Raw genomic sequence first — 24,992 nt, 5'->3', positions numbered from 1 at the left:
CTCACACGCCACTGGCGTAGTTTAAAACGAAAAAATTATAGTATTTTAGGTCAGTAAATATGAATGTACGTATAAGAAATAAAGAAGATGCATTTTTTATAATTGGAGCAATTTTAATTACTCCATTGATATGTTTCTACCAAGATGTTCGTGCAGGTAAAAAAGAAAAAAAGGATTTTGATATTATTTAATTCTTGATTCCATCATATTAATGTGTTTTGTTATTTTTCTAATCCTTCTGTACATATTTAAACTACCATTAATAGGATAAATAATAGTTGACTATATATAATAATACATATTATTGTATAAATCAGAGGTGATAATATGATGGTAGATACAGCCCAAATTATGCCAATTACACAGTTACAGAAGACTCTCACTCAAACAGTCCGAAAAATCTCAGAAGACAAGCAGCCTGTTTTTATAATGAAAAATAACGCAATGGAAGCTGTTATGATGTCATTCGACCGTTATGAAAAACTGGCTGAATTAGAAGAACTTGAAGAACAGAAAGAAATTTATTCTATGGTTCAGGAAAGAATGAGCCATTATGATGCTTCAAAAAATGTCAGCTGGTCTTCTTTGAGGGATAAATAATGGCAAAAAAATGGGAAGATAAAAAAGATGATTTTGACAAAATTCAATTAATTCCAGAAGCAGCTGAAGAATACAATAACTTGGATGGAAGTATAAAAATAGAAGTTGATAAGAAATTTGAAAAACTAGATAAAAATCCATTTATTGGCTTTCCGTTAGGAAATAAAGCAAATATGGATTTAACTGGCTTTTATAAACTTTATGCCTGTGGAAAAAGGGTTCGTATCGTTTATAGGCTTTTAACTCCAGAGAAAGTAGAAATTATAGAAGTTTGGGGTATCGGTAAAAGAGAAAATATGGAAGTATATAAAGATGTAGATGACCGTAAAAATGGATAAAGCATAACAAAGGTTCGTAGCCGACAGCGGGTCAAGCCGGTTTGCGGTACAACCAGTTGTTATGCTCACACGCCACTAGCGTGGGTTTGTAAATAATCATAAGCTTTTGGTTATTTAACTGGAAAGATGCAATCAGCGTTTACAATTCTTACGAGTTTAACAGAGGAGCAGTCGGATTTTTTTTGTATGTTTAACGGAGTAAAAATAAAATGAAAGTAAAAATTGTTCCGTTTATATTTATCTTCGCTTCTTTTTTTGCCTTTGCTTATGGTGCGGATGAAAAATTTTATGCGCATAATGATTGGGTTTATGCTCCGGAAACTTTTTATGCAGAAAATATTTCGAGCAGAGAACTTTCCGTCAGCTTCAGGGAGTATTATCTGTCAAACAGCGAGATTATTGCCTACGACAAGCAAATTGATTCTGGTGAGCTGAAAGCTTTATGTTCCGTAAAGACGATCAATTTTCCACATTATGATAGTGACGGAAATGTGATTTTCTGGGAATCCTTGCCCCAACTGAACTGCAGCTGTTATTTAAAATCAATAGATAAAATCGTATTTATTGAAATAAAGGAATGGACTGACAGTGCTGTTATAGAACTGTGCGGCGTTACGGATGTTTTCAGGGGCGAGGACGGTTTTGTAACGGCAATACAGGAAACTTATCTGTCTGTCAACCGATGGTGGCAGACAGATAATGGGAAGAATCTGATAGAAAGTTTTAAAGAAGATGTCCTAAAAAATTTTGATGTGGCGCTTTCCTATAAACGTTCAAATGATTTTTTTGCATGGCTTCAAATAAAGTTTTTCCATCCGGAATATCGGAAGTTCTATTATTAGGTCCGGAATTTTTGAAGAGGTATTAAAAATCTTGTTCTTGTATTCTGCAACCTGATGGATTGTTAAAATGATATTATTATGATACTATAATGATAGTTTAATGATAAGGGGTGCTGTATGATGCAAATTAGACCTGTTTCAGATTTAAGAAACAAATACTCAGAAATTGAGGATGTTGTTATTTCAACTAAATCTCCGGTTTTTCTTACAAAGAATGGATACGGCTCAATGGTTTTAATGTCCCTGCAGATGTACGATGCAATTACAAACAATATTGAGGCTAAATTGGATGAGGCTGACATAATGGCCGAGGAAACATCTGAACGGCTTTCCCATGAAGAAGTTTTTTCTGATTTACGAAGAGGTATCCGAAAATAGATGAAAGAATACAAATTACGATACCTTCCAATCGCAAAAGAAGATTTATTTGAAATAATAAATTATATTCAGGATGTCTTGCAAAATCCGATTGCCGCACAAAACACATTAAATAAAATTGAAACGGCCATTCTAGAAAGAGTTCCGATGTGTGAGAGTTTTCCTGTCTGGCAGTCTATGAAAAATCGCAAATACCCTTATAGAAGAATTAATGTTGGTAATTATACTGTATGGTATGTTGTAATATATGATGTTATGGAAGTCAGAAGAATACAACTGTCAAATCGTAATGAAGAAAATCTTTTACAATGAACGATTTGAATATTTTTTATACAAAAAAAAAGCATAACAAAGCTTCAAAGCGGATGTCGCGGTCAGGCCGCGCCACCGTTTAAGCAATTGTTATGCTGATGGCGCACTTCGCCACTTTCGGTGAAAGTAAAATCTCCAACATTTTTCTCTTTAAAAATTTGGGTAGTGTACACTACCCAAAGGGATTGAAAAAGCCCTTTGGGCGAAGTCTTGTTAAACTCAACTTCGCCCAAAAATCAAAGATAAAATCGTAGGAGGATTTTATGAAAAAAATTTTGATGACAATTGCATTGGCAATTTGTACAGCTTTTGCAACTTTTGCAGAAGGACCAAATCTTGATGCTGGAATTGCGTTAGACTATTCAGACGGATATGATGGCATAACATTTGGTGGAGCGGTAAATTTTGACTATGAGTTTCCTGCAAATGTAGTAATTTTTTCAAACACAACTTTTACATTTGGAAGTGAGCCAAAATCTGCAATCAGCGAAATCTTAGGTGTTGGTTACAGATTTGGCTCAACAGAAAAAATGTATTTCCAAGTTGGCGCAGGACTTGGACTTATATTTTTTGATCATGGAGATAATTCAAATTCTGATTCTTATTCATACTCGTATTCAGAAGGAAAAGCATCTTTATATTGTGAAGCAGGTCCTGCTCTTGCTGTAAAATTTGCAATAAACTTTACAGATTTTATTGGTATGAATTTTGGAGTTGATGCAATCTACAATCCTGTAAAACTTTGGTCTGATGCGGATGCTATTGATCCAGAATCACATCTTTCAATAATCCCAAAAGTTTGCGCAGTATTCTATTTCTAAGAATGATTTCGTAAATTTGACGTAAACTTGTCTGAAAATTGATATGGCGGGTCAAGCCCGCCTTTTTTTATAGAAGATGATTTTTTTATAAAGATATGATATAATAAAGCAAATGGAGGTCGAAATGTCATACGATTCAGTTTGCGAACAGGTAAAAACTCTTCCTGAGTCATGTCTTGAAGATGCCTCAAAATATTTGACTTTTTTATTGTATCAATACAATCAGTCTCAATTTAAAGAGACTGCAGAATCGGAAGAAGAATTCTCTGCAAAGATGCAAAAAGGTTTTGACGACATGAAAAATGGGCGTGTAACTCCATTGGATGAAGCTTTTTCTGAAATCAAGAGAAGATTTGCATAGTTTTATCTGACCAAGCAAAAGAAGATCTTGCTGAAATTTATGATTATATTCTCAATGTCTTAAAATCTGAAATAAATGCAGAATCTGTCTTAAATCGATTGTATTCGGCAATGAGTAAATTGAGTTATATGGCAGAAAGCTATCACTTATATCCGAATGAACCTTGGAACTCTAAAGGAGTACATTATTTTTCCGTTGGAAATTATTCTATTTTTTATGTTGCGGAAAATAATGTGGCAACGGTAATTCATGTTTCCTATGGTAGACGGGATTTAGATAAAGTTTTGGCTAATTATAAATAAAACCTAACAAAGCTTCAAAGCCGACAAACCGGTCAAGCCGCGACACCGTTTAAGCAGTTGTTATGTGGACGCCCGCACTGGGGCGCTTCCGAAAGGAAAAAGAATGGAAGATTTACTGAGTACAAACTATGCAGAAATGGAAAAAGAGTTAGAAGAAATAACTCAAGAAGAATTAAAAAAGATAGAAATAAACAAAGATTTAGAAGAAGCTGTTGCTGAACTTAATAATCTAAAAAATCAATACTCGCAAAAAGATTCTGCCACATTATTAGAGCTATGCAAAAATAATGTTATTGATACTATTACATCACAATTTGGTTTAGCCAGTTTATTTATAAATTCTCAAGATGGTGGAAATGTAACAACAACTCATAATTTTGAGAAAGGAATTACCGCCATAACAGCGGATGAACAAAAATATAATTCTTGGCAAGAAATGAAACAAAAAGATTGGCAAGAAGTCAGAAAAGGAACTGGTTATGATAAACCTCTTCCAGGAAAAAGAAAACAAGCATTTAAAACCCAAGATGTAATTATTGATGAGTATACAGGTCGTCCACTACCTAAAGATGGAAGAGCTCAATTAGACCATATTGTTTCAGCAAGCGAAATTGAAAACAAAGCTTCTACAAATTTATTTATGACACCAGAAGAAAGAGCAAAGATGGCAACAAATGATAAGAATCTTGCTTGGACAGAAGGAAGTGCAAACCAATCAAAAGGTAACAAAAAAATGGAAGATTGGTTGAAAGAAGCAGATAAAAAAACAGGTCAAACAAAAGCAGAAAAGTATGCTATCGATGAAGAAATGGCAATGGGCAAAGATAAAGAAGCCAGAAAATATATCAATAAAACTATAAATACAGCTACTGCTAAAAAATATACAAAAGAATTACTTTCAACAGGTGGTAAAGATGCAGCAATGATGGCTGCATATTCCGCATTAGGTGTTGTTCTAAGAGATTTAGCACAAGGTATAATGATAGAAGTACGCTTAACATTTGAACAAAAGGGCAAAGAATCTTTTAAGGAAATATTTGCTCGATTCAAAAATAGGCTTCAAGAAATTCTTTCTAGTTTAAAAAGTAAATGGAAAGATATTTTCAAGGGATCTTTAGAAGCAGCTATTACTGCATTTCTTTCAAACATTGTTGTATTTGTTATCAATTTATTTTTTACGACATTGAAAAAAATTGTAAGTATGATAAGAGCCGGATTTGTTTCATTATGTCAGGCTGTAAAACTTCTTGCAAATCCGCCAATTGATATGCCAAAAGAAGAAGTTCACTATCAGGCATTAAAAATTCTTACAGCAGGAATAATTGGAGCGGCTTCTTTAGGATTAAGTGCAGTAATTGAAAAAGGCTTACAAGCAATACCTGGCTTGCAACCTCTTATGATGTTTCCGATTCCTTCATTTGGAAAAGAACAACGTACTGTAAGTGATGTAATCGCAGTGACACTTTCTGCTCTTGCCGGTGGTTTATTAACAACTATAGTTTTATACTTCATGGATAAATGCAGAGCATCTGCTAAACATGACAAACTTCAAATTCAATTAATTGCTCAAAGTGTTGTTGTTGTTCGATGTGAACTTGCAAAAACATGGTGTACATTGGACGATGCATATAAATTCTTCGAAATGAAAGTTTTTGAAATTTCTCAAATATTTAAAAACACGGAAGAAGAATTAGATAAATCTTTTGGAACTGTAAAGCAAGCTACAAACTCAAGAGAAAATGCAATGTCAAAACTTCGGGCAATATATAATAAATAAAGGAGGTTACAAATGGGAGATAAGAAAATATCAAAGGAATTACAAATAAGTTCTTCAAAACTTGAAAAGATGTCCTCTTCGCAGTTGGAAGCTTTTGCAGAGGAGAAATCCAAATTTATATTAGAAAAAATAGAGCTTTCTACTCAAAAAATAACAGATGCAAAAGAAGCTGCAGAAGATGCTGCAAACATGAAAAGCGGTTGGTTTGGTAGAACTAAAAAAAAGGCAGATGCAACTGCAGATGCTGTTATTGCTACAAATGAAGCAATTGGTGAAATGAATGAATTATTGCAGGAAAGTATTCGGTTTACTTGTCTTTCACTGAGTTTTGCGCAAGCTATGTCAAAACACATGTCTGCATTGATAGTAAAAGGTTTTGAAAATCGGGATGGTGAATTTATAAAATTAAGCTCTGATTCTGAAGAGCAAGCAATGTATATTGTCCAACAAGCCGAAGCTTTTGCAAAGAATCAATTAGAAGTTGAAATGAAACAAGCCTCACAAGATTCAAAAATTGAAAATCTGGCCGACAAAGTTTCTGAGAATGAAAATCGTTTAAATGAAAAAGACAATTTGGATTCAAAACAATCAGCAGATATCGCTGCAAACAGAAAGCGATTAGATGAAAAAGATATAATTGATGCAGAACAATCTAAGCGGTTGGAAGAGCTTGGTGCAATACTAAACAATAAAGATCTCGTAGACCAAAAGCAAGAAGAAGCTATTTCAAAAAATACAGAGGCCATAAAAGTACTATTTGAATACACAAAACAAAAAGATATTCTTGATAAAGAACAAAGCGAAGAAATTGAAAAGATAAAAGCTACATCTTCGAAAAAATTATCAGTAATTGCAATTATTATTTCGTCAATAGCTTTAATTGTAAGTGTAGTAAATATTCTACTTAGAATCATTATATAGTAATATCACATAACAAAGCTTCGTAGCCGACAGCGGGTCAAGCCCGCTGCGGTACAACCAGTTGTTATGTGGACGCCCGCACTGGGGCGCAGAGGTTTAAGAAATAAATTTATGTTACTCTCTGAAGACGAATTTAAATCTACACTTTCATCGGAAGGTTTCTTAGATGTTACAGAAACAGCGGAAAATTTTGATGGAAAAAACTTTGATGAATATGTAAATAATAATTTGAATAATGAGCTGGGAAATATGCATATTGATTATGTATATGATGCAAAAGATAGAAGTCTTCGACATGTAATATTTACTACAAGATTGAAAAATGTACATTATGTGGTTGTAATAAATTTAAAAAATAAAATAATATTGGGACATTATATATTGAATTTAAATAAGGAATATGGAATTTCCGAAAAATAAAAAATTTTTTTTTAGTACGGCGGGTCAAGCCCGCCTTTTTAGTTGACAAATTCTGTATATACATTTTATAATATACACAGGTTGTATAAATGACATTTGAGTGGGATGAAAATAAAGATCTTATAAATCAAAAGAAACATGACGGAATTTCTTTTGAATATGCAGCACGAGTTTTCTTTGATTCAAAAAGAATTGAGACTTTGGATGAAGAACATTCTGATGAATCAGAAGAAAGATATAATGTAATTGGTTGTGTAGAACGGATTTTATTCGTGGTCTATACAGAACGGGGTGAAAATAATATCCGTATTATTTCTGCCCGAAGAGCGACACCCAAAGAGGAGAAATTATATTATGAAGACTATGACATTAGATGATTTAATTCAAAAACCTCTCACTGAAGAAGATAAGAGAATTATAAATTCCGCAAAACCTGTAATCACTGAAGAATGTCCGGAACTTACAGACGAACAGATGAAAAAATTCAAGCCCTGGTATGAAGTTCACCCAAAAGGAAATGATATTTACAAAGTTACTGTAAAAAAAACAGCTGTAAGTTTAAGAATTGACAATGATGTACTTGCTGCCCTAAAAAATATGGGAAAAGGGTATCAGACTCGGATAAATAATATTCTTAGACAGGCTGTGTTTGGGTAAGTAAAAACACATAACAAGAAGTTCAAAACCGACAAAAACTTTGTCACAAAAGTTGCTCTTCGTGGCTTTACGCCACCGCAACTTTTGCGCCAATTTTGCCTTTGGCAAAACCGTTTTTGCAGTTTAACTCGTTGTTATGTGGACGCCCGCACTGGGGCGCTGAGTAAAAATGAATGATGAAGAATTAATAGGAAAAATACACAATTATTATCTATATTTGGATGACAAATATCTTGAAGAACCTTGTCAGGATTTATTAAAAATTCAAAATCTAAATATATTTTTCGAAAAATATTTTAAAGATGAATATCAGTCTTTCACTTCTTTCATAATAGATTCTGTAAGACATTCTCATAGTTATAGAGAATCAATTATCAAAAAATATGAAGCCGATAAAACCTATTTATTTTTTGGTAAAAGCTCTATACGATTCTTCGGTTGATATTAGAAGAAATTCTTTATTAATACTTTGCGACACTTTAAACATTCATCGTAAAAACTAGTAAAAAAGTATTGGAAGAATATTTTTTCTAAGTTTTAAGAAATGATCCACTTTTAATGTATGATTATATCTCAGAATTTTTGTGGCTATATGCGTATGATTCAAAAATTAAAAACAAGCTCTTTTCAAATATTTTTAACGAAAACGATTTTATTACTAATATTTGTTTATTAGAATACTTAGAATCATTTTCCACGCCCTTGTTAAGTAAATCAGGTTTTAAGAAATACATACTCTTAAGAAAATTGCAAAAAAATAAAAAATTCATTTGTAAGCGAATATGCAGAAAATATAAAAAAAATTATGCAGAATCGAAAACCCGATGTTACAAATCAAAAATGTATAATACAAAATGCAAGAAATGAGTTTTGGAATAAACTTGCTATAAACAATAAAACAGAGTATTCTGCCGATGAGTACAAAACTTTTATTGTCGAATATATAAAGAAAAACACATAACAAAGGTTCGTAGCCGACAGCGGGTCAAGCCCGCTGCGGTACAACCAGTTGTTATGACGACGCCCGCACTGGGGCGCTTATTGTTAATAAGTAAAATCCTCAAACAAATTTTCTCAAAAATGTTTGGAGGATTTTATGAATTTTTCAGGATTTGAGTACTATTGCGAGACACCCGATGTAGGCCTTTCTGGTAAAGGAAAGTCATATAAAAATGCAATACAGTATTTATGTGATTTTTTAAGGATTTCAACTTTTTCATTTTCATCAAAGGATTTGGAAATAATAAAAAGTAAAGAATATGATGTTTCATCAACAAACAGTGAATTTTACAAAGAATTGATGAAGTATTTAACTGCAAATGGAAGAAGCTCTTATTTACGAAGTGGTTTTATTAAGAGCTGCATTACCATATTTCTATGACTATTGTAAGCTGCATAATATTAAGTAAGGAAAAACAAATTGAACAAAAATGCGGTCAAGCCACGTTTTTTTATGTCTTGAATATTTTACAAAATATTGTATGATATTATTCGTAAAATATTACGAAACATTTAGGGGGTGTTTATGATTGCAATAAAACCAGTTTCAGATTTGCGAAATTATAATGAAGTTCTGCAGGATGTAGCAGATGAATCTCCTGTTTTTCTCACAAAAAATGGACGAGGTTGCTATGCGGTGATTTCAATAAAAGATTATGAAAAACTTACAGCTACAAAAACTTTATTTGCTGAACTAAAAAAAGGAGAAGATTCCGCCAAAGAGAAAGGCTGGCTTAGCACAAAAGATGTTCGCACTATGGTGGGGCTATGATGTTTGAAGTAAAAGTTTCTCCTCAAGCGGCAGAAGATTTACTCGAAATAAAGAATTATATAGAGAATGAATTGCAGAATCCAATTGCAGCTCATAATACTGTAGAGAAAATTGTAGAAACATATGAGAATTTAGGAAATTATCCAGAAATTGGTATTCCAGTAGAAAGATATGTTTCGTTTCCAACAGATTATAAATTTGTGCTTGCGAACAATTATTCTATTTTTTACAGAATAGAAAACGATTGTGTGAAAGTAATAAGAATAATGTATTCCAGACGGGATTTTGTAAGAATCTTGTTTGGCGATAATGGGAACACATAACAAAGCTTCAAAGCGGATGTCGCGGTCAGGCCGCGCCACCGTTTAAGCAATTGTTATGTGGACGTCCGCACTGGGGCGCTTTTTAAAGTAATTTAAAATTTTCCCGTTATTATATATAATAAATTTTGAGACACTATGAAAGCAAAAGATATTCTTGCAAAAGCAAAAACAGAACTTACAGCTCTTGATAAACATCTAATTGATGTTTTAGATATTACTCGTCCGCCATCCTTAGAGTATGCAAAACAACTTACAAAAGTTATTTCTAAACTTTCACCGCTTTTAGGTAATATGATTGAATTTTCTACCGTAGATTTATTAAATGAGACTGATTGGAAAAATGAAGGTAAATGGGTTCGTCAGGATCCAGGCTTCCCAGACGCCTTATTTAAAAGCGAGTCAATTGTCCCTAATCCTGGAATAGAAATAAAAGCATGGTTTCCATTGGCGACTGAAATTACAGCACGTTTTAAAGATAGTATTACGATTTTTGAAAATGACAATATAGACATGGCATTAATCGCTTGGCTTCCAGAAAATGTTATTTGGGGAAAACCTCAAATAATAGATGCACTTGTTGTTAGTGGAAAGAGTGTTGCTCAGGCCAGAGATACACATTATCATCGTCCACCAGATTATCTTGTTTTTGAACCAGAAGATACAAGTAATCGTACTGCAAATTTGCAACAAACAAATACTAATGGATATAAATTGCAGACAGATAAATGCAATTTAGAGGATGCAAAAGCCGTTGTTGAATCATGGGGTGAAGATAAAAAAATATACAGTCCTCTTCCGGAATATCAGAAATTATTACGGACTTTATACGGTCAATTTGTTTATAGACTTGATACAAATTATGCAAAAATTGACCGTATAGAACATTCTGAAATCGAAAGTTTCAAACAAAAAGTATTGGAAACTAAATTCAAAGGCAGAAGCATAAAGTCTTGGTCGGATATATTCTCATCAGGAAACGAATCTCTGTTGGAAGAGGCTTTGAGAACTATCATCTAAAATGCTTTCTATTCTTTCGCTTGCAATTTTATAAACATCAGAATTTATTTCAGCACAGTAACATTCTCTGTTTAATTCTATAGATGCAACTGCGGAAGTACATAAGCCTGCAAACGGATCCCAAATCACATCATTTTCATCAGAAGTTATTTCTATTATCCTTTTTATTAATTCAAGTGGCTTTTGATTTAAATGTACAGCCTTTTGGTTTTTCTTCAATCTTTCACCGTTTCGCAGTTGCGGGGTTTGCCAAACATTTGTAACTCCGATTGGGCAATAAAATTTTGAGCGCATTTTACTCCATTCTTCTTTTGTTATTACCCTTTTTCCATCTATTGAAAAATACGGCTTTCCTTCGTCTTTTCCATAAGTATTAGCATAATTTGAAATTTTCTCAAATGCCTCAGCTGGTGGCATATACCATAGATGGCATTTTGTAAAATATTTTCTAGTTGCTGCATCAACAACTCCACAGGCTTCATTTGTTCTTGAAAAAGGCAATCCTGTTCTATTCCATTCATAACGAAGCCATTCTTTCATGGAGAGTTGTTTGTCATCAACTTTAAAACGTGGAGTTAATACATATTGAACACAAACTTCAGTAACAACAGGCAAGTGGCGAATGGTTTTAGTATTAGTATTTCCTGCTACATGACTCATTCCTTTGTCCCATATGCAACAAGAAACATACTTCCATCCATATTTTTCAAGAATTGGATGTACTGTTGCCCAGCCCAATTCGGTATTCCAAAACCAAAGAGTTGTAAGAGGAGTAGAATATTCTGTCCATTTTTTTATATGCGGCTCATACCAAGAATCAAGACCTTTGTTTGTTACTAAATCTCCTGGGAAACCATTAATACCATAGGGCCCGTCACTTATAATTACAGTGGGAGTCTTCCAAGAACTGTAAAAATCCGAACTGTCACCACAAAATAGATGAATATTTTCTAAATTAATTTGATTCATCAGAACCTCCCGTTGACGAATGAACTATGACATCTTGGACATCACAGGAAAAATAAGAACATATTCTGTCAATAATATCCATAGAAACAACCTCTTTTCGTCCCATTTTGTCCATAGTTGATTTAGAGATACCAGTTGCCTGCATTAATTGTTTTTTTGTCATTTCTTTATCAATAAGTAATTTCCATAAAGGTTTATATGAAAAAGACATAATTTCCACCAAGAAAAATTGTAATATAAAAGTATTGAGTTTTCAATACTTTTATATTGATTTTTTAAATAATTTTCTATACTATTAAAACACATAACAAGAAGTTCAAAGCCGACACAGGCTCAAGGCTTGTGCGGTTTAAGCAATTGTTAGGTTGACAGGCCACTGGCCTGCTTTTGCAAGGAGTAAAAAAATATGGAATCGAAAAGAATCGGTGCTTTTGTAATTGATTTTATTATCATAGCTTTAATTTATGATATACCATTTTTTATTTTGGTAATGTTTCCAATACTTCAAGGAAATGCACCGGCCGGTAATGTAATTATGACACGAACTTTCATCTCAACATTTATCGCTTACATTTTATTGGTATTCAAAGATATATTTAAAGATGGAGGTATCGGAAAGAAAATAATGAAATTAAAAATCATTGATTCAGAAACAAAAGAATCTGCATCTTTAGGTAAAAGAATTTTAAGAAATGTTACATGGTTTTTGAGTTGGATAGAAATAATTGTTTATTTTGTTACAAATAAAAGAATCGGTGATAGATTAGCAAAGACAGATGTAGTTCTAAAATAATTGGAATAAAAAATCATCGAGTCAAGCTCGATGATTTTTTGAAATAGAACTTTAGGGTTTACGCAAAGAAGCTTAAGACCGCTTTCTTAAATGTTGTTGTATACTTCATATAGATGCCCCTCCATCAGGCGACATCTATCTTGACACAGAGGGTATTCTGAGTTTGACAAATTGACCGCTTAGTGTGCAGTCTGAGATTCTTGCTCCAGCAAAGATTCTATTTTGTCCAGAATCAACTCGTCCGCCGGGAGCCAGTTTACGGAACGCAGAGTTTCTTTTGTGAGCCAGCGGGCATTCTCGTGCTCAAGAAGCTTTGGCTCGCCAGAAACGATTGTGCACAAAATACAGTGCATTTTGAGGTGAAATGCAGGGTAGTCGTATTCAACCACGCCAAGAAGCTTCTCAGGCTTAACCCCGCAAGTAAGCTCCTCGCGGATTTCGCGTACGATGCATTCTTCCGGCGTTTCGCCCACTTCAATCTTTCCGCCGGGAATTTCCCACCAGCCTTTGTATTCTCCGTAACCGCGCTGGGTTACAAAAACTTCTTTTTGCTGGGTCTTTGGGTTCGTGCGGAGTATTACGGCTCCGCTCACGGTTATGTTTTTCATGATTTTTCTTCCTCATCCTCAAACACAGGAACTCCGCCCCATACGTTGTCCATGTAGTTCTGGTCAAGAACCTTGTCTATTCGAACCTGCTCGTCTTCAAGGCTGAAAAGCTTTGTGCTGTCGTCGTCGTTTTTGTCAGCAATCCAGATTTCGTCCCGGCGCACAAGGTCATGGCTCATGATGCGGCTTTCGTGTGTGGTCGTTACAAGCTGGATTCTTCGTTCCTTTGCGTTTGCAAAATATTTTTTTACAAACTGAACGGTCAGCTTTGGATGCAGGCTGCGGTTTATTTCATCCATTATATAGACTTTTTCTTTTTTGCTTATGAGAATTTCCAAAAGCTGGAAGAGGCGGTGGGTTCCGTCGCTCTCGCTTTCCATGCTGAACTCAATTTTCTTTCCGCCAAGGTTGTGGACGAATTTTATCGCATAAAAATGAAAGGCCCCGTCTTTTTCCAATGTGATTATGAAAATGTTCCTTCTGCCTCTGATTACGGTCGAATAAAAATTTTTTTTCTGTATTTGTGTATTCTGCGAAAGCCCTAAAGAAGTCGGTAATTTGGCAATCTGAGCAAGCGGACTTACAAAAGCCATCTCCAGGTTGAGCTTCTGCTGGGTGCGCAAATCAAGGGTCTCAAAAACCTTTTCCTTGCTCACAGGCTCAAGCCTTATTTCCTCGATTCCCGTGTCAAAATCCTTCAACAGCTGGGCGAACTCATCCTTGCAGATTTCGTACTGAAGAAGCGAAGTCTCCTGCAGAGGCTGGTCAGGGAAAATAACCTCAAGAGTGTCCTTGAACCAGAGGAAGGTTTTTTGAAGGACAAGGGCCTGCGGATTTGTTGCATAAAATCCCGCCGTGTTGTGGTTGATGCTGAAAAGAAAGGGCTTTCCGCTCATGGCAAAAGTGCGGCTCAAAACTTCAATGTCCTTGTGCTGCCCCTTTATTGAATGGTGAAAAATATAAGGGCTTTCGGCATTTTCTTTATAGAAGATTTTCGTGTGCCGGTTTCCGACAATGTGAACCAGTTCCTCTTTTGTTATGATTCCGGTCGAAAGGACAGTCGAAATTTTATATTCGTAAAGGTTTTTGTCGGCAATAAAAGTTATTTCAAAGTCAGACGGCTTACTTTCGTTTTCCTCGCTGATTTTGCACCAAAGGTCAGCGGCGCGCTGTGGAAGTTTTCCTAAAAGCACAAAGCCCCGCAAGACTGCCATAGCCCTTATAAAGTTCGTTTTTCCCGCACCGTTTTTTCCGAACATGGCGGAAAACTTCAGAAGGCTCTTGCCTGTTTCGCCGTCCGAAAGCAGATGGTCTGTTTTTTTTGTGACGCGTCCGCTTTCCATCTTGAAGGTTGTCTTCTGGTTAAAAGACAAAAAGTTTGTGACGCTGAAATTTACTAACATCTGTGTTCCTGATTGATTAAGAATCTCTCGCCTTTGGCGAAATTATATAGTAATTATCGGCACTTTTCAATTAAAACTTGTATAAACAGGAGAAAAAATCGAATAAAAATTTGACTTTAAAATCAGTTTGTTGTATATTCAAACTGTCAAAACGGGTGAAAATATCGAATGAAAAGCTTAGTTTTGATGTGGTAAGGCTGGATTTTGCAGCTAAAAACAGTGCAAGTCGAATGTTCGTCGAACTAGATTGCGCTGCCTGCTCAAGGGAGTGCAAAACAGCCGGAAAGATAAAAGGAGGTATGCTTATGGCAGTACCATTTATTAGCAGAAAGCGGCTTAACCCGCAGAAGTTGGAAGCAGAAGGCAAGTTTTATCCAGCCCCTGCTTATATCGCAGAAATCGGTGTGAACCAGCTCGCCGAAGAAATTTCCCAGAGCACGACTCTAACACCAACGGAAGTAATCGGAGTAATCCGGGGACTTCTTCTTACAGTTCCCAAGTACATGCTTCTTGGCTACAAAGTTCGCCTCGACAGCTTCGGAATCTTTAAGCTTGGCCTTAAGAACAAGGCAAGCTGCAAGGGCTACGAAAAAGCCAGTCTTGTAACGGCGAACGACATTGAGGGAATCAAAGTGATGTACACGCCAGACGCAATGCTCAAGGCAAAACTCGAAAAGCCTGAGTATGTAAAGCTCGACGCGAAATATATTGCTGACGATGAAGAAAACACCTCAAACAGTAATTAAATGAAAAGAGGGTAGCGGACTTGAATAACGGCAATCCGCTCACAATAAAAGCCCGCAAAGAAGCGGAAAGGACATCCGTTATGAATACATTGATTTGGGAGACCTGCATCTTTTTTAGCGTGCAGGCCTCCTTTTTTTTATCCGGCTTTTAGCAAGATTTTATCCCGAATTTACGGCTTTTTATGCGTGTTTATCGGGATATTTTTTTGATTTTATACGGATAAAATGGATGCGTTTGTCGGGATGAACGGAAAAGTCTGTGTGTATGGATGCGGGACGGGGATACGGATGGAGGGGAATGCTTTGTGCGGATGAAAAGACTGATAATATTTTTACTGCAAAATGTGTAATTCTCAAATAAGTGCGTAAATACGCAAAAATTCTCAAAGAACACTTGTACTTTGAATTTAGTGGCATTACAGTAGATATTGAGAATAAATGAAATAAACTCTCTCAGCCGTATAAACGATGCATTTACAAAAATAGTAGTTGTTAGGGATATTATATGGGCATGGCAAGATGATACCGAATGTAATACTATAGAAGTTTTTCCACTTTATCCAGAATCGTAACGTCTGCCGGTAACCAGCTTACAGACTGAAGAGTCTCTTTTGTGAGCCAACTCGCATTTTCGTGTTCTAAAAGCTCAAGTTTTCCGCTTACCACCGAGCACTCATAGCAGCGCATAGAAAGATGAAAAGTAGGGTAGTCGAACTCGATTGTATCAATGTATTTGCCCACGCTGATTTCTGTGGCAAGTTCTTCTTTTATTTCCCGTTTGAGCGCATCCTCCGCACTTTCTCCTTTCTCGATTTTACCACCGGGAAATTCCCACCAGTCTTTATATTCACCATAGCCACGCTGGGTGGCAAAGACTTCTTTTGTGTCGTCATTGGCGGTTCGGATTATTACTGCGGCTACTACGGTTATGGTTTTCATTTTATTTATTCTCCTGTTTTCCTAGCATATCAGTTCTTGTGGTAAAATCCAAATACATCTCGTCTGGAATCGGATTCTCCAATGCAAAGTGAATTGTTATTGGCTTGTTGCCTTCCGCACTATCAGAGAATGGCACGACTTTTCCAAGATAAACAAAAGGCTGGGTTACGCCTTCGACTTCCTCAAACTTTCGCACAAAAAGATGCAGGTTTATTCCCCGCTTGTAGCTAAAAATTATGTTTTGCCCAACTTCTGAATCCTGTGTCGTGCTGTTAGGTGACTGCCACTGAAATACTCCCGGTGAAATAAATTTGTCCTTGTAATTTATTGACTCCTTGATGTCTGCATTTTTATGCAGGTTTACAAAGATAAAATAATCAGGTTTTGCGGAAGTCAAAAGTCCCTGCCCGCGGAAAGATGAATGAATTTTTGTGTAATTACACAAAAGGGCTGTGTCCCGCATTGAGTATTCATAGTAAAGCTTCAGGAATGGAAATCCGTAATCGCTGGAACCAAATTCATCCTGGTAGCGGAGAAGGTTGTACTGAATCAAATCTTCAAACCAGAGCCATGCATTTTTATCTGATTTTAAAAGCGAGAAAATTTCAGGCTTGAATGAAACAGAAGAGCCGTCAAACAAAAGCAAAGCTGATTCATAACGCTTTAATTCAGAAGAATCAAAATACTTTCCGCTTAAAGTTTCTGCAGAGTGACGAATTGAGTCGTTTCTTACATTGTCTAGATATTTTTCTGCCCGCATAGCCAGTTCTTCAAGACTCACTTTATTTTTTTCTGAGTTTAAAAGTGAATCTGCAATCAGCCACTCTTCAATCCGCTTTGCAGGCGTATAGAAAGTAAAGAGTCGCATTAATGCTTTAAAACTTTCATTTTGTAAAAGAAGGCTAAGCTCCGGGTGAGCCTCTTTTTCCATCGATGCCACAAATTCTAGATAAGTTTTATAGTTTGCACTAAAAGAAGAAAAACGTAGCGGGTCCACGCTTCCGTCATGCTTCAAATAATCAATCAGCATTGGAATTTTTCCGCTACAGACATGCTTGAATGCAAGATAAGATTCCTTCATGTATTTCATGGACATAAATTTCTCGTTTTCGAGCTGACGAAGAATCTGCTCTTTTGTAATTTTGTCCATGTGAATGTACGTTCCGTTTGGCAAATCTGCAAAGTTGGTCTGAACCTCAACTTTAAGGGAATCCTTATCAAAATTCTGTTTTCCGTTAAGGGCAATTGCCATAAGGAAAGACTTGTTGTAATTGCCAATAAAGTCCAGAACCGTTACAAATTCCTTTTCCGCGAGTTTTCGTAAGCCTCGCCCAAGCTGCTGAATAAATATAATTGAAGAATTTGTGGGGCGCAGCATGAGAATTGTGTTCACGCTCGGAATGTCGATACCTTCGTTGAACAAATCTACTGTAAAAATCACTTTCAGTTCATCATCATCGTTTTCAAGACGCTTCGTAACGGCAATGCGCTCGTCTATGCTCGTGGTGTCTTCGCTGGAAAGTGCAATCGAAGGAATTCCGCGTTTGCTGAATTCTTCTGCCATGTATTTTGCATGTTTTATTGTCTGACAGAATCCTAAAACTTTAGGCTTAGAGGCATCGTGCCCATAAAAATTCATCTTCTCGATAATATAATCAACGCGGTAACCGACCATGAGCATTTTTGCGATTTCTTCTGTATATTCGCTTGTTCCAGGTTCTGCTTTGATTTTTGAATAATCGATTCCATCAGCATCTTTTAGGCCAAAATAGTGGAAAGGGCAAATAAGATTGTATTCTAGCGCCTGTCGAAGACGAATCTCAACAGCAATGTTGTTGTCAAAAAGTGCGTAGATGTCGCCGCTGTCGCTCCGCTCAGGTGTTGCGGTAAGGCCGAGCAAAAATTCTGGCTTAAAGTAAGAAAGAATTTTCTGATAGCTTTCGCTTGAGGCATGATGAGCTTCATCAATCACGATGTAGTCAAAATGTTCCGGTGAAAAGTCAGTGTAATGCCGGCTCAATGTGTCTCTGGTTGCAAAAAGATATGTGCAGTCACTTTCTTTTTTGTTTCCAGTGTAAAAACCTGAAACGTATTTTTTTTCTACGGCTCCGCAAATTGTGTCAAACGACTCCTTTGCCTTTTTTAGTATGTCTTCCCGATGAACTATGAATAGAAGACGTTTAGGCTTTACCTGCAAGGCATCAAAAACCGACATGTAAGTTTTACCGCTTCCTGTGGCGGCAATTGCCAAAGCTTTTTTTGCTCCGGCTTTTCTTAATCTGTCGAGCTTTACGATTGCTTCTTGCTGCATTTCGTTAGGCTGAATCGCTTGTGTTCGCTCATAGGTAAAAAGTTCTGAGATTTTTTTTGCCCGCACATCTTTTTTGATTCTTGCAAGATAGTCGCGGTATGAAATCAAAAAGTCGTCCGAGTATTCCTTTGCCCACGGACTTTTCCAGAGCTGATTGAATTCATCAAGCACGGATTTTGCAAATTCGCCAGGTCTTTGCAGCTCCAAAGTCGGCTCATTTTGCAGAACATTCCATTCGACATTCGTCTTGAGCGCCCGTCCAGTAATGTTTGATGAGCCGATAATTACAGTCCATTGGTCCGAGTCATTAAATGATTTATGAAAAAGATAGCCTTTTGCATGAAAACCGTCGGTTGAAGTTGGTGGAACATAGATTTTCAGTTTTATATTCGGAAATTTTGAAAGCCTCTCCAATACAGATGGAGTTGTCATATTCTGATATGTTGTGGTAAGAATTTCGCCCGGAATATTCTTATCAGCAAGTTCCTGCAAAGTTTCTAAAAGAACCTGTAACCCGCCGTAAGTAATAAAAGCCACGCTGATTTTAAATTCCGAGCATTGCTGAAGATTTTCGACTAAAGTATTAAAGAAATTGCGCGTCCGCCCGTTGTAGATGAATTCCTTAGATTCGTATTCCATTTTTTTACTTCCGTTTTTGTATGAAAAGTGTCACTTTAAACCGACGTTTTTTGTGCTACTGTTTAGCAGGTTGCATTATCAAAAATTATTTTTCACGGCATTAAAATTAATCATACATGCAATAAAAAACTGCCAAATTCTGTATTAAAAAATCGCTAAATTCTGTATTGAAAGTCAGCCAAAGTCTGTATTAAAAAATTGACAAAATCTTATAGAAGTTCAGTGCATGAGAACAAAGTTGAAAATTGGACAACACTTATGGAAGAAAAATGAAATTTGTGATATAGTGGCTCTACATGGAGATGTGATTATGTGTCAGGTTGCAATTCAAATACCAGAAGCAGTTTTATATGATACTCACATGACAAACATTCAAGTCAATGATTATGCGCGAAAATTGATTGCACCTGATTACTACACTCGCCATCATGTTTCAATAAGCTATTGTTCCCAAATTGCAGAAATGACAGAAGAAGATTTTATTAAACTTTTAGGTCAAAATAATATCTCTATTTTTCAGTTTTACGATAAAAATGCTTAGAGTTATCGTAAATTCAACAAATATCAATAGTTTTCAATCTACTTATAGGACTGTATATTAAAATGTCAGAAAATGAAAATAAAAACACAGATATGAACACAAACATTGTCACCAAAAACGTCGGTTTAAAGGGTACAAGCAGTGCTCAAAAATACGATTTCACTTTCATAGATTTGTTTGCGGGAATCGGTGGATTCCACCTCGCTATGGAAAAACTTGGTGGGAAATGTGTTTTTGCAAGCGAATTAAAAGCAGATTTGCGTGATTTGTACAAAAAGAATTTTGGAATAGATTGTGCAGGAGATATAAACGCTGTAGACATAGAAAAGGATATTCCGAAACATGATGTTCTTTGTGCGGGTTTTCCTTGCCAACCTTTTTCGAAAGCTGGAAAACAGCAGGGTTTTAAAGACGAAAAAGACAGAGGCAATTTATTTTGGAAGATATTGGAAATTTTAAAAGCGAAGAAACCTGAATATATTCTGCTTGAAAATGTGCAGAATCTCGAAACACATGACAACGGAAACACTTGGGCTGTAATCAAAAAAAATCTCGAAACGCTTTATGAAGTTAATTGCGCGATTATCTCACCGCATCAGTTTGGCATTCCTCAGCACAGAAAAAGAATTTATATCGTCGGACGACTGAAAGAAAAAGGCGGACTAAAGGATTTTACATTCCCTTCACCTGATAAAAAAGAAGAATGCAGCATAAAAAAAATTATCGATGAAAATGAACCAAAATATATGCATCTCAAAAAGCAGACAAGAACACATCTTGAAGCATGGGAGCATTTTATTGAGATACTAACCCAAAATAATATTGCACTGCCAACTTTTCCGATTTGGGCAATGGAATGGGGTGCGACTTATGATTATGAAGAAAAGCCACCTTGTCAGCAATCTGAAAATGAACTTCGCGGCAAAAAAGGAAAATTCGGAGAAGAGATAAAAAGCGGTTCCAATGACGATATGCTCAAGCAGCTTCCAATCTATTCTCAAGTTGTAATATCAAATCCGAAAGAACAATTTCCTGACTGGAAAAAGAATTTCATAAGATGGAATCGTGAATTTTACTTTGCGCATAAAGAATTGCTCGACGAATGGCTTCCAGAAATCAAAAAAGAAGGATTTGAAAACAGCCATCAAAAGTTCGAGTGGAATTGCGGAAACGGAAAAAATATCACAAAAACGCTCAAAGACAAAATTGTTCAGTTCAGACCGTCTGGAATTCGCGTGAAACTTCCAACGTATTCGCCGGCTCTTGTTCTTACAACCACTCAAATTCCGATTTTTCCATGGGTAAAGACTCCGGAAGGAGAAGTTGGACGATACATGACAAAAAAAGAAGCTGCAAGACTTCAGTGTATGGAAGATTTGAAGGAGTATCCGAACACTATTGCAGAAGCGTTCAAGGCCTTTGGGAACGCTGTGAATGTTGAGGTTGTAAGATTGATTGCAGAAAGACTTTTGGAGATAAAATAATGGCTATTTCACAAGTTTCTATCGCATTAAAACCCAATGTTTATACAACTTTCAGGGATTTGCCCAACACTCTTTCAAACACTCTCGGCGAATATGTCGACAATGCCGTTCAAAGCTATTTTGACAATAAAGAACGCCTAAAATCTTGCGAGCCGAATTACAAACTCCAAATTTACATCATAATGGATTGGGAAAAAAACACTCTTTCCATAATTGACAATGCCGCAGGAATAAGCGAAAAAAATTATCTTCGTGCATTTGAGCCTGCAAACATCCCTGAAAACAGGGCGGGACTTAATGAATATGGAATGGGGATGAAAACGGCTTCCGTCTGGCTTTCTGACAACTGGACTGTAACAACTAAAGCGCTGGGAGAAAACAAAGAGCGAATACTTTCATTCGATTTGAACAAAGTTATTGCAGAAGAAAAAGAAGTTCTTGATGTAACAGAGAATGAAAAAACGGAGAATGAACATTACACGAGAATAGTTTTGACGAACCTCTCAAAAAATGCACCGAAGCCAAGTTCTTTTGAAAAAATCAAAAGGCATTTGAGCAGCATATACAGAGCCTTCCTACGAACTGGTGAAATTGAAATCTATGTTAATGACGGAAAATCTACAGAAAAACTTGTCGCACCTAAATACAAAATTCTGAACGCTCCATTCTATAAAAATCCAGACGACAATAACATTCTTTGGAAAAAAGAAATTCATTTTGACGCAGGAAAATACAAGGCAAACGGATTCATCGCAATTCTCGATGAAATTCAACAAGGCGCAAACGGGCTTGTACTGATGCGGCGCGGTCGAGTCATTGTCGGTGGCGGAGACGAACATTTTTTCCCTTCTTGTATTTTTGGTTCAGTTGGCACATTCAAATACAAACGACTCTTTGGAGAATTGGAACTTGAAGGCTTTGAGGTTTCGTTCAATAAAAATAGCTTCAAAGCGGAAGATGATTTGCAAACTCTTCTTGAAGACATACGGGATGAAATAAAAAACTCAGAACCAAACATTTTCTCTCAGGCAGACGGATATCGACAGAGAAGCAGAGCAAAAAAAGAAGAAATTGCGAAAAAACTGAAAGAAAGATTTGAGGAAAAATCAACACCTGATTTGTTTGAGCCAAACAAGGTAGAACAAGAAGAGAAAAGAATCAAAGATATTGATGCAATCAAAAAAAATGAAGAATTGATAAATAATTCTGTCCCGGCACAAACTTACTCTGATTCTATTCGCGTTAATAATAAAGACTTTTGTTTGGATTATCAGTTAATTACAGAAACAACAAGCACGGACTTGTATTCTGTGAAACAGGAAAATGGTAAATATGTATGCAATATAAATCTTAATCATGCGTTCTTTGACTATTATCCTCAATTCAAGAAAAACAAGGATTATGAACCAATTATAAAGTTGCTCATGTCTTTCGCAAAAGCTGAAATCAAAGCGCCTGAAATGGGAACATCAAATGCAGGCAATTTAAGAAATCTTTTCAATCAATATGTTCGGGAGGATGATTAAATGGAAATCCAAATTCAAAGAGAAAATAATACAGACACTTTTAAGCCAGTTTTTGGTCAGCGAGCAGAAGAACTTTACAGCCGTTTTAATAAACTTTCTCCTGAAGAATTGGAAACTTCAAGAAGGGAGACTGTCTCAATTCTTTCTGATTGTGTTAATCCAAAAGCGGATAAACCACAATCTGTTACAAATCTTGTTGTCGGTTATGTTCAGAGCGGAAAAACAATGTCGTTTACGGCACTCTCAGCCCTTGCAAGCGACAACGGATATAGAATCATCATTTATTTTGCAGGAAACAAGAACAACCTTCTTGACCAGACAACAAAACGCTTGGATAAAGATTTGATAAACGAAGGGAAAAACAGCAAGTGGTACAAAATACACTCAAATCCTTCAAAAAACGATTTGAACCGAATCGCAAATGAATTGCAGATGAGCACGAATCCCACCATCTTGATAACGGTTTTGAAACAGCATTTGCACATAAAAGAGCTAACAGATATTTTCAATTCTTCAAAAATGAAAGATGTGCTGAGAAATTCTGGCGTTATGATAATTGACGATGAAGCAGACCAGGCAAGCCTTAACGGATATGCATATAAAAACAGCAAATCAGAGGACTGGGAAGAAGACGAATACACAACAACTTACCGAAGAATCATGGAATTAAGAAGCGTTTTGCCGAATCATTCATATATTCAATATACGGCGACTCCTCAGGGACCTCTTCTTATCAGCATTATGGATTTGCTTTCTCCTAAGCATCATACTGTTTTGACACCTGGAAAAGCATATACAGGCGGAAAAACATTTTTTAAAGAAAATCCTGGTCTTGTAATCGAAATCCCACAGAATGAAACTTACAACTCAAAACGAAACGATTTGACAGAGCCACCAGAAACTCTCAAAACTGCCCTTAAACTTCATATTTTGGCGGTCGCTATTGTCGTTTATAATAAAAAGACTGAAAATTTTCTTTCCATGATGATTCATGCAGATAAAGAACAGGATGCAAGTGAAAAGTTTTATACATGGGTATCTTCTATAGTAGATAGTTGGATTGATACTTTTAATCTTGATAAAGACGATATAGCGTTTGCCCGCCTTATTTCGGATTTTGAAAAAGTTTATCCCGAAGCGATAAGGGAATATAAAAAGAATGGGGAAGAATATCCAAGTTTTTCCGAGATTGAATCATTTATCCCAGACATTATCAAAGACACGAATATTGAACTTATTATAAGCAGAAACAAAAAACAAGGTGAGAATAGAGAAATAGCATGGAAAAATTATTCTTCACATATTCTTGTTGGAGCTGACATGCTTAATCGTGGTTTTACCGTTGAAAATCTTGCAACGACTTATATGCCTCGATACACGATTGGAAAATCAAACGCAGATACAATCCAGCAACGTTGCCGTTTCTTTGGGTATAAGCAGAAATATCTTTGGTCGTGCAGGGTGTTTTTGCCTTTAGATGTGCAAATTGAATACAAGGAATATGTCGAATGTGAGGAAGAAATGCGCAATTGGCTCAAAGAAAACAAGAGTCTTGAAAATGTAGAGCATTTGCTTTTGACAAGTCCATCTTTCAATCAAACAAGAAAAAATATTCTTACAAAAGATGTTGTGACAAACAAACTGAAGGGCTGGCGAAAGATGAATGCCTTCCAGATGAATACTATTAAAGACAACAAGCGCATTGTAAATAATCTTTTTGAGAAACATGAAAAAGATTTTTCGGACTGTATGGATTATGGAACGCCGGATAGGAATCATAGATATTTGAAGCTTGAAATGAATGAAGCTATTCGATTTCTCTCAGAATTCAAGTTCCAGAACATGCCTGATGCTGCCCGAAAACAAGCAACTGTGAGATATTTGAAATATCTTGCAAAAGAAAAATCGCTTGATTTTGTTTACATCATTCAAATGGCATACGAAGGAGAGCCTCGAAAACGAGCGTTTGATACAGAAACAGAAAAAATTAATACAGAACTTTTTTCTGGTCGCTCACCAAACGGAAAAGATGTGTATCCAGGAGACAAGGAAATAAAGTTTGGCGATTCAATCTCTATCCAAATCCATAATATCGAATTGGACTGTGATAGCAGAAAATGGAACGGAAAAACAGCATATACAATGGCGATTTATTATCCCGATGATTTTGCAGTGAACTATGTAGGGTAATTC

The 24,992-nt window shown here is 36.0% G+C and carries 30 protein-coding genes; 24 read left to right on the top strand and 6 right to left on the bottom strand.

Going from position 1 to position 24,992, the window contains the following annotated elements; genetic code table 11:
* Positions 1–327 precede the first annotated feature (327 nt).
* From JI65_RS08150 to JI65_RS08065, 18 genes are all read left to right on the top strand, one after another.
* Positions 328–600: a type II toxin-antitoxin system Phd/YefM family antitoxin gene (locus JI65_RS08150; protein ID WP_191015033.1), complete on the top strand. Its 273-nt coding sequence runs from the start codon at positions 328–330 to the stop codon at positions 598–600.
* The gene (locus tag JI65_RS08145; protein WP_191015031.1) at positions 600–938 is read left to right on the top strand and encodes a type II toxin-antitoxin system RelE family toxin; all 339 of its coding nucleotides are present in this window, start codon (positions 600–602) and stop codon (positions 936–938) included. Before JI65_RS08150 ends, JI65_RS08145 begins: the two co-directional genes overlap by 1 nt.
* Positions 939–1,147: 209 nt before the next feature.
* Complete coding sequence (locus JI65_RS08140) at positions 1,148–1,780, top strand: hypothetical protein (protein WP_191015028.1); 633 nt, start codon at positions 1,148–1,150, stop codon at positions 1,778–1,780.
* Between the two features lie 117 nt (positions 1,781–1,897).
* Complete coding sequence (locus JI65_RS08135; protein WP_191015025.1) at positions 1,898–2,158, top strand: type II toxin-antitoxin system Phd/YefM family antitoxin; 261 nt, start codon at positions 1,898–1,900, stop codon at positions 2,156–2,158.
* Entirely contained in the window at positions 2,159–2,470 is a 312-nt protein-coding gene (locus tag JI65_RS08130) for a type II toxin-antitoxin system RelE/ParE family toxin (RefSeq protein WP_191015022.1), read from the top strand.
* Positions 2,471–2,733: 263 nt separating this feature from the next.
* A complete protein-coding gene (locus JI65_RS08125; RefSeq protein ID WP_191015019.1) occupies positions 2,734–3,291 on the top strand; it encodes a hypothetical protein in 558 nt (185 codons plus the stop codon).
* Between the two features lie 124 nt (positions 3,292–3,415).
* Positions 3,416–3,652 (top strand): hypothetical protein, encoded by a 237-nt coding sequence (locus JI65_RS08120; protein ID WP_191015017.1) that lies wholly within the window; start codon positions 3,416–3,418, stop codon positions 3,650–3,652.
* On the top strand, positions 3,643–3,954 hold the full coding sequence (locus JI65_RS08115) for a type II toxin-antitoxin system RelE/ParE family toxin (RefSeq protein ID WP_191015050.1): 312 nt from the start codon (positions 3,643–3,645) through the stop codon (positions 3,952–3,954). The genes JI65_RS08120 and JI65_RS08115 overlap by 10 nt, the downstream gene beginning before the upstream one ends.
* A gap of 103 nt (positions 3,955–4,057) precedes the next feature.
* The gene (locus JI65_RS08110) at positions 4,058–5,731 is read left to right on the top strand and encodes a hypothetical protein (protein WP_191015014.1); all 1,674 of its coding nucleotides are present in this window, start codon (positions 4,058–4,060) and stop codon (positions 5,729–5,731) included.
* Positions 5,732–5,743: 12 nt separating this feature from the next.
* The gene (locus tag JI65_RS08105; protein ID WP_191015011.1) at positions 5,744–6,652 is read left to right on the top strand and encodes a hypothetical protein; all 909 of its coding nucleotides are present in this window, start codon (positions 5,744–5,746) and stop codon (positions 6,650–6,652) included.
* Positions 6,653–6,763: 111 nt separating this feature from the next.
* Complete coding sequence (locus JI65_RS08100; protein WP_191015008.1) at positions 6,764–7,072, top strand: hypothetical protein; 309 nt, start codon at positions 6,764–6,766, stop codon at positions 7,070–7,072.
* An 89-nt stretch (positions 7,073–7,161) separates the two neighbouring features.
* Positions 7,162–7,449: a BrnT family toxin gene (locus JI65_RS08095; protein WP_191015005.1), complete on the top strand. Its 288-nt coding sequence runs from the start codon at positions 7,162–7,164 to the stop codon at positions 7,447–7,449.
* Positions 7,427–7,729: a BrnA antitoxin family protein gene (locus JI65_RS08090; protein WP_191015003.1), complete on the top strand. Its 303-nt coding sequence runs from the start codon at positions 7,427–7,429 to the stop codon at positions 7,727–7,729. Before JI65_RS08095 ends, JI65_RS08090 begins: the two co-directional genes overlap by 23 nt.
* 169 nt (positions 7,730–7,898) lie before the next feature.
* The gene (locus tag JI65_RS08085; RefSeq protein WP_191015000.1) at positions 7,899–8,171 is read left to right on the top strand and encodes a hypothetical protein; all 273 of its coding nucleotides are present in this window, start codon (positions 7,899–7,901) and stop codon (positions 8,169–8,171) included.
* A gap of 654 nt (positions 8,172–8,825) precedes the next feature.
* Positions 8,826–9,110, top strand: a complete 285-nt coding sequence (locus tag JI65_RS08080; RefSeq protein ID WP_191014998.1) for a hypothetical protein — start codon at positions 8,826–8,828, stop codon at positions 9,108–9,110.
* Between the two features lie 144 nt (positions 9,111–9,254).
* Positions 9,255–9,500, top strand: coding sequence for a type II toxin-antitoxin system prevent-host-death family antitoxin (locus JI65_RS08075; protein WP_191014995.1), 246 nt, complete (start codon positions 9,255–9,257; stop codon positions 9,498–9,500).
* Complete coding sequence (locus JI65_RS08070) at positions 9,500–9,823, top strand: type II toxin-antitoxin system RelE/ParE family toxin (RefSeq protein WP_191015048.1); 324 nt, start codon at positions 9,500–9,502, stop codon at positions 9,821–9,823. The genes JI65_RS08075 and JI65_RS08070 overlap by 1 nt, the downstream gene beginning before the upstream one ends.
* Positions 9,824–9,958: 135 nt before the next feature.
* Positions 9,959–10,840 (top strand): hypothetical protein, encoded by an 882-nt coding sequence (locus JI65_RS08065; RefSeq protein ID WP_191014993.1) that lies wholly within the window; start codon positions 9,959–9,961, stop codon positions 10,838–10,840.
* Here the strand turns inward: JI65_RS08065 and JI65_RS08060 are convergent.
* Both JI65_RS08060 and JI65_RS08055 read right to left on the bottom strand, forming a co-directional pair.
* A complete protein-coding gene (locus JI65_RS08060) occupies positions 10,793–11,809 on the bottom strand; it encodes a DNA methyltransferase (RefSeq protein WP_191014990.1) in 1,017 nt (338 codons plus the stop codon). The genes JI65_RS08065 and JI65_RS08060 overlap by 48 nt on opposite strands.
* Complete coding sequence (locus JI65_RS08055) at positions 11,796–12,020, bottom strand: helix-turn-helix domain-containing protein (RefSeq protein ID WP_191014987.1); 225 nt, start codon at positions 12,018–12,020, stop codon at positions 11,796–11,798. The genes JI65_RS08060 and JI65_RS08055 overlap by 14 nt, the downstream gene beginning before the upstream one ends.
* 195 nt (positions 12,021–12,215) lie before the next feature.
* Between JI65_RS08055 and JI65_RS08050 the strand changes: the two genes are divergently transcribed.
* Positions 12,216–12,602 (top strand): RDD family protein, encoded by a 387-nt coding sequence (locus JI65_RS08050; RefSeq protein ID WP_191014984.1) that lies wholly within the window; start codon positions 12,216–12,218, stop codon positions 12,600–12,602.
* A gap of 179 nt (positions 12,603–12,781) precedes the next feature.
* On the opposite strand, the gene JI65_RS08045 is transcribed toward JI65_RS08050, so the two are convergent.
* On the bottom strand, positions 12,782–13,210 hold the full coding sequence (locus JI65_RS08045) for a (deoxy)nucleoside triphosphate pyrophosphohydrolase (protein WP_191014982.1): 429 nt from the start codon (positions 13,208–13,210) through the stop codon (positions 12,782–12,784).
* Positions 13,207–14,613 (bottom strand): AAA family ATPase, encoded by a 1,407-nt coding sequence (locus JI65_RS08040; protein ID WP_191014979.1) that lies wholly within the window; start codon positions 14,611–14,613, stop codon positions 13,207–13,209. Before JI65_RS08040 ends, JI65_RS08045 begins: the two co-directional genes overlap by 4 nt.
* A gap of 305 nt (positions 14,614–14,918) precedes the next feature.
* On the opposite strand from JI65_RS08040, the gene JI65_RS08035 reads away from it, so the two are divergent.
* On the top strand, positions 14,919–15,359 hold the full coding sequence (locus JI65_RS08035) for an HU family DNA-binding protein (protein WP_191014976.1): 441 nt from the start codon (positions 14,919–14,921) through the stop codon (positions 15,357–15,359).
* A gap of 537 nt (positions 15,360–15,896) precedes the next feature.
* Here the strand turns inward: JI65_RS08035 and JI65_RS08030 are convergent.
* Both JI65_RS08030 and JI65_RS08025 read right to left on the bottom strand, forming a co-directional pair.
* Positions 15,897–16,298 carry a (deoxy)nucleoside triphosphate pyrophosphohydrolase gene (locus JI65_RS08030; protein WP_191014973.1) on the bottom strand — a complete coding sequence of 134 codons (402 nt, stop codon included), beginning with the start codon at positions 16,296–16,298 and terminating at the stop codon, positions 15,897–15,899.
* Position 16,299: 1 nt separating this feature from the next.
* Positions 16,300–19,248, bottom strand: coding sequence for a DUF3427 domain-containing protein (locus tag JI65_RS08025; RefSeq protein WP_191014970.1), 2,949 nt, complete (start codon positions 19,246–19,248; stop codon positions 16,300–16,302).
* A 238-nt stretch (positions 19,249–19,486) separates the two neighbouring features.
* On the opposite strand from JI65_RS08025, the gene JI65_RS08020 reads away from it, so the two are divergent.
* The 4 genes from JI65_RS08020 (at position 19,487) to JI65_RS08005 (ending at position 24,989) form a co-directional block, all read left to right on the top strand.
* On the top strand, positions 19,487–19,789 hold the full coding sequence (locus JI65_RS08020) for a UPF0175 family protein (protein ID WP_197971923.1): 303 nt from the start codon (positions 19,487–19,489) through the stop codon (positions 19,787–19,789).
* A gap of 62 nt (positions 19,790–19,851) precedes the next feature.
* Positions 19,852–21,273, top strand: a complete 1,422-nt coding sequence (locus tag JI65_RS08015; protein WP_242457197.1) for a DNA cytosine methyltransferase — start codon at positions 19,852–19,854, stop codon at positions 21,271–21,273.
* Positions 21,273–22,799 (top strand): ATP-binding protein, encoded by a 1,527-nt coding sequence (locus JI65_RS08010; RefSeq protein WP_197971922.1) that lies wholly within the window; start codon positions 21,273–21,275, stop codon positions 22,797–22,799. The genes JI65_RS08015 and JI65_RS08010 overlap by 1 nt, the downstream gene beginning before the upstream one ends.
* On the top strand, positions 22,800–24,989 hold the full coding sequence (locus tag JI65_RS08005) for a Z1 domain-containing protein (RefSeq protein WP_191014967.1): 2,190 nt from the start codon (positions 22,800–22,802) through the stop codon (positions 24,987–24,989).
* Positions 24,990–24,992 lie beyond the last annotated feature (3 nt).

The sequence above is a fragment of the Treponema zioleckii genome, from assembly GCF_014737315.1.
GTDB classification, from domain to species: Bacteria; Spirochaetota; Spirochaetia; order Treponematales; family Treponemataceae; genus Treponema_D; species Treponema_D zioleckii.
This window is presented reverse-complemented; position numbering and strand designations above follow the sequence as displayed.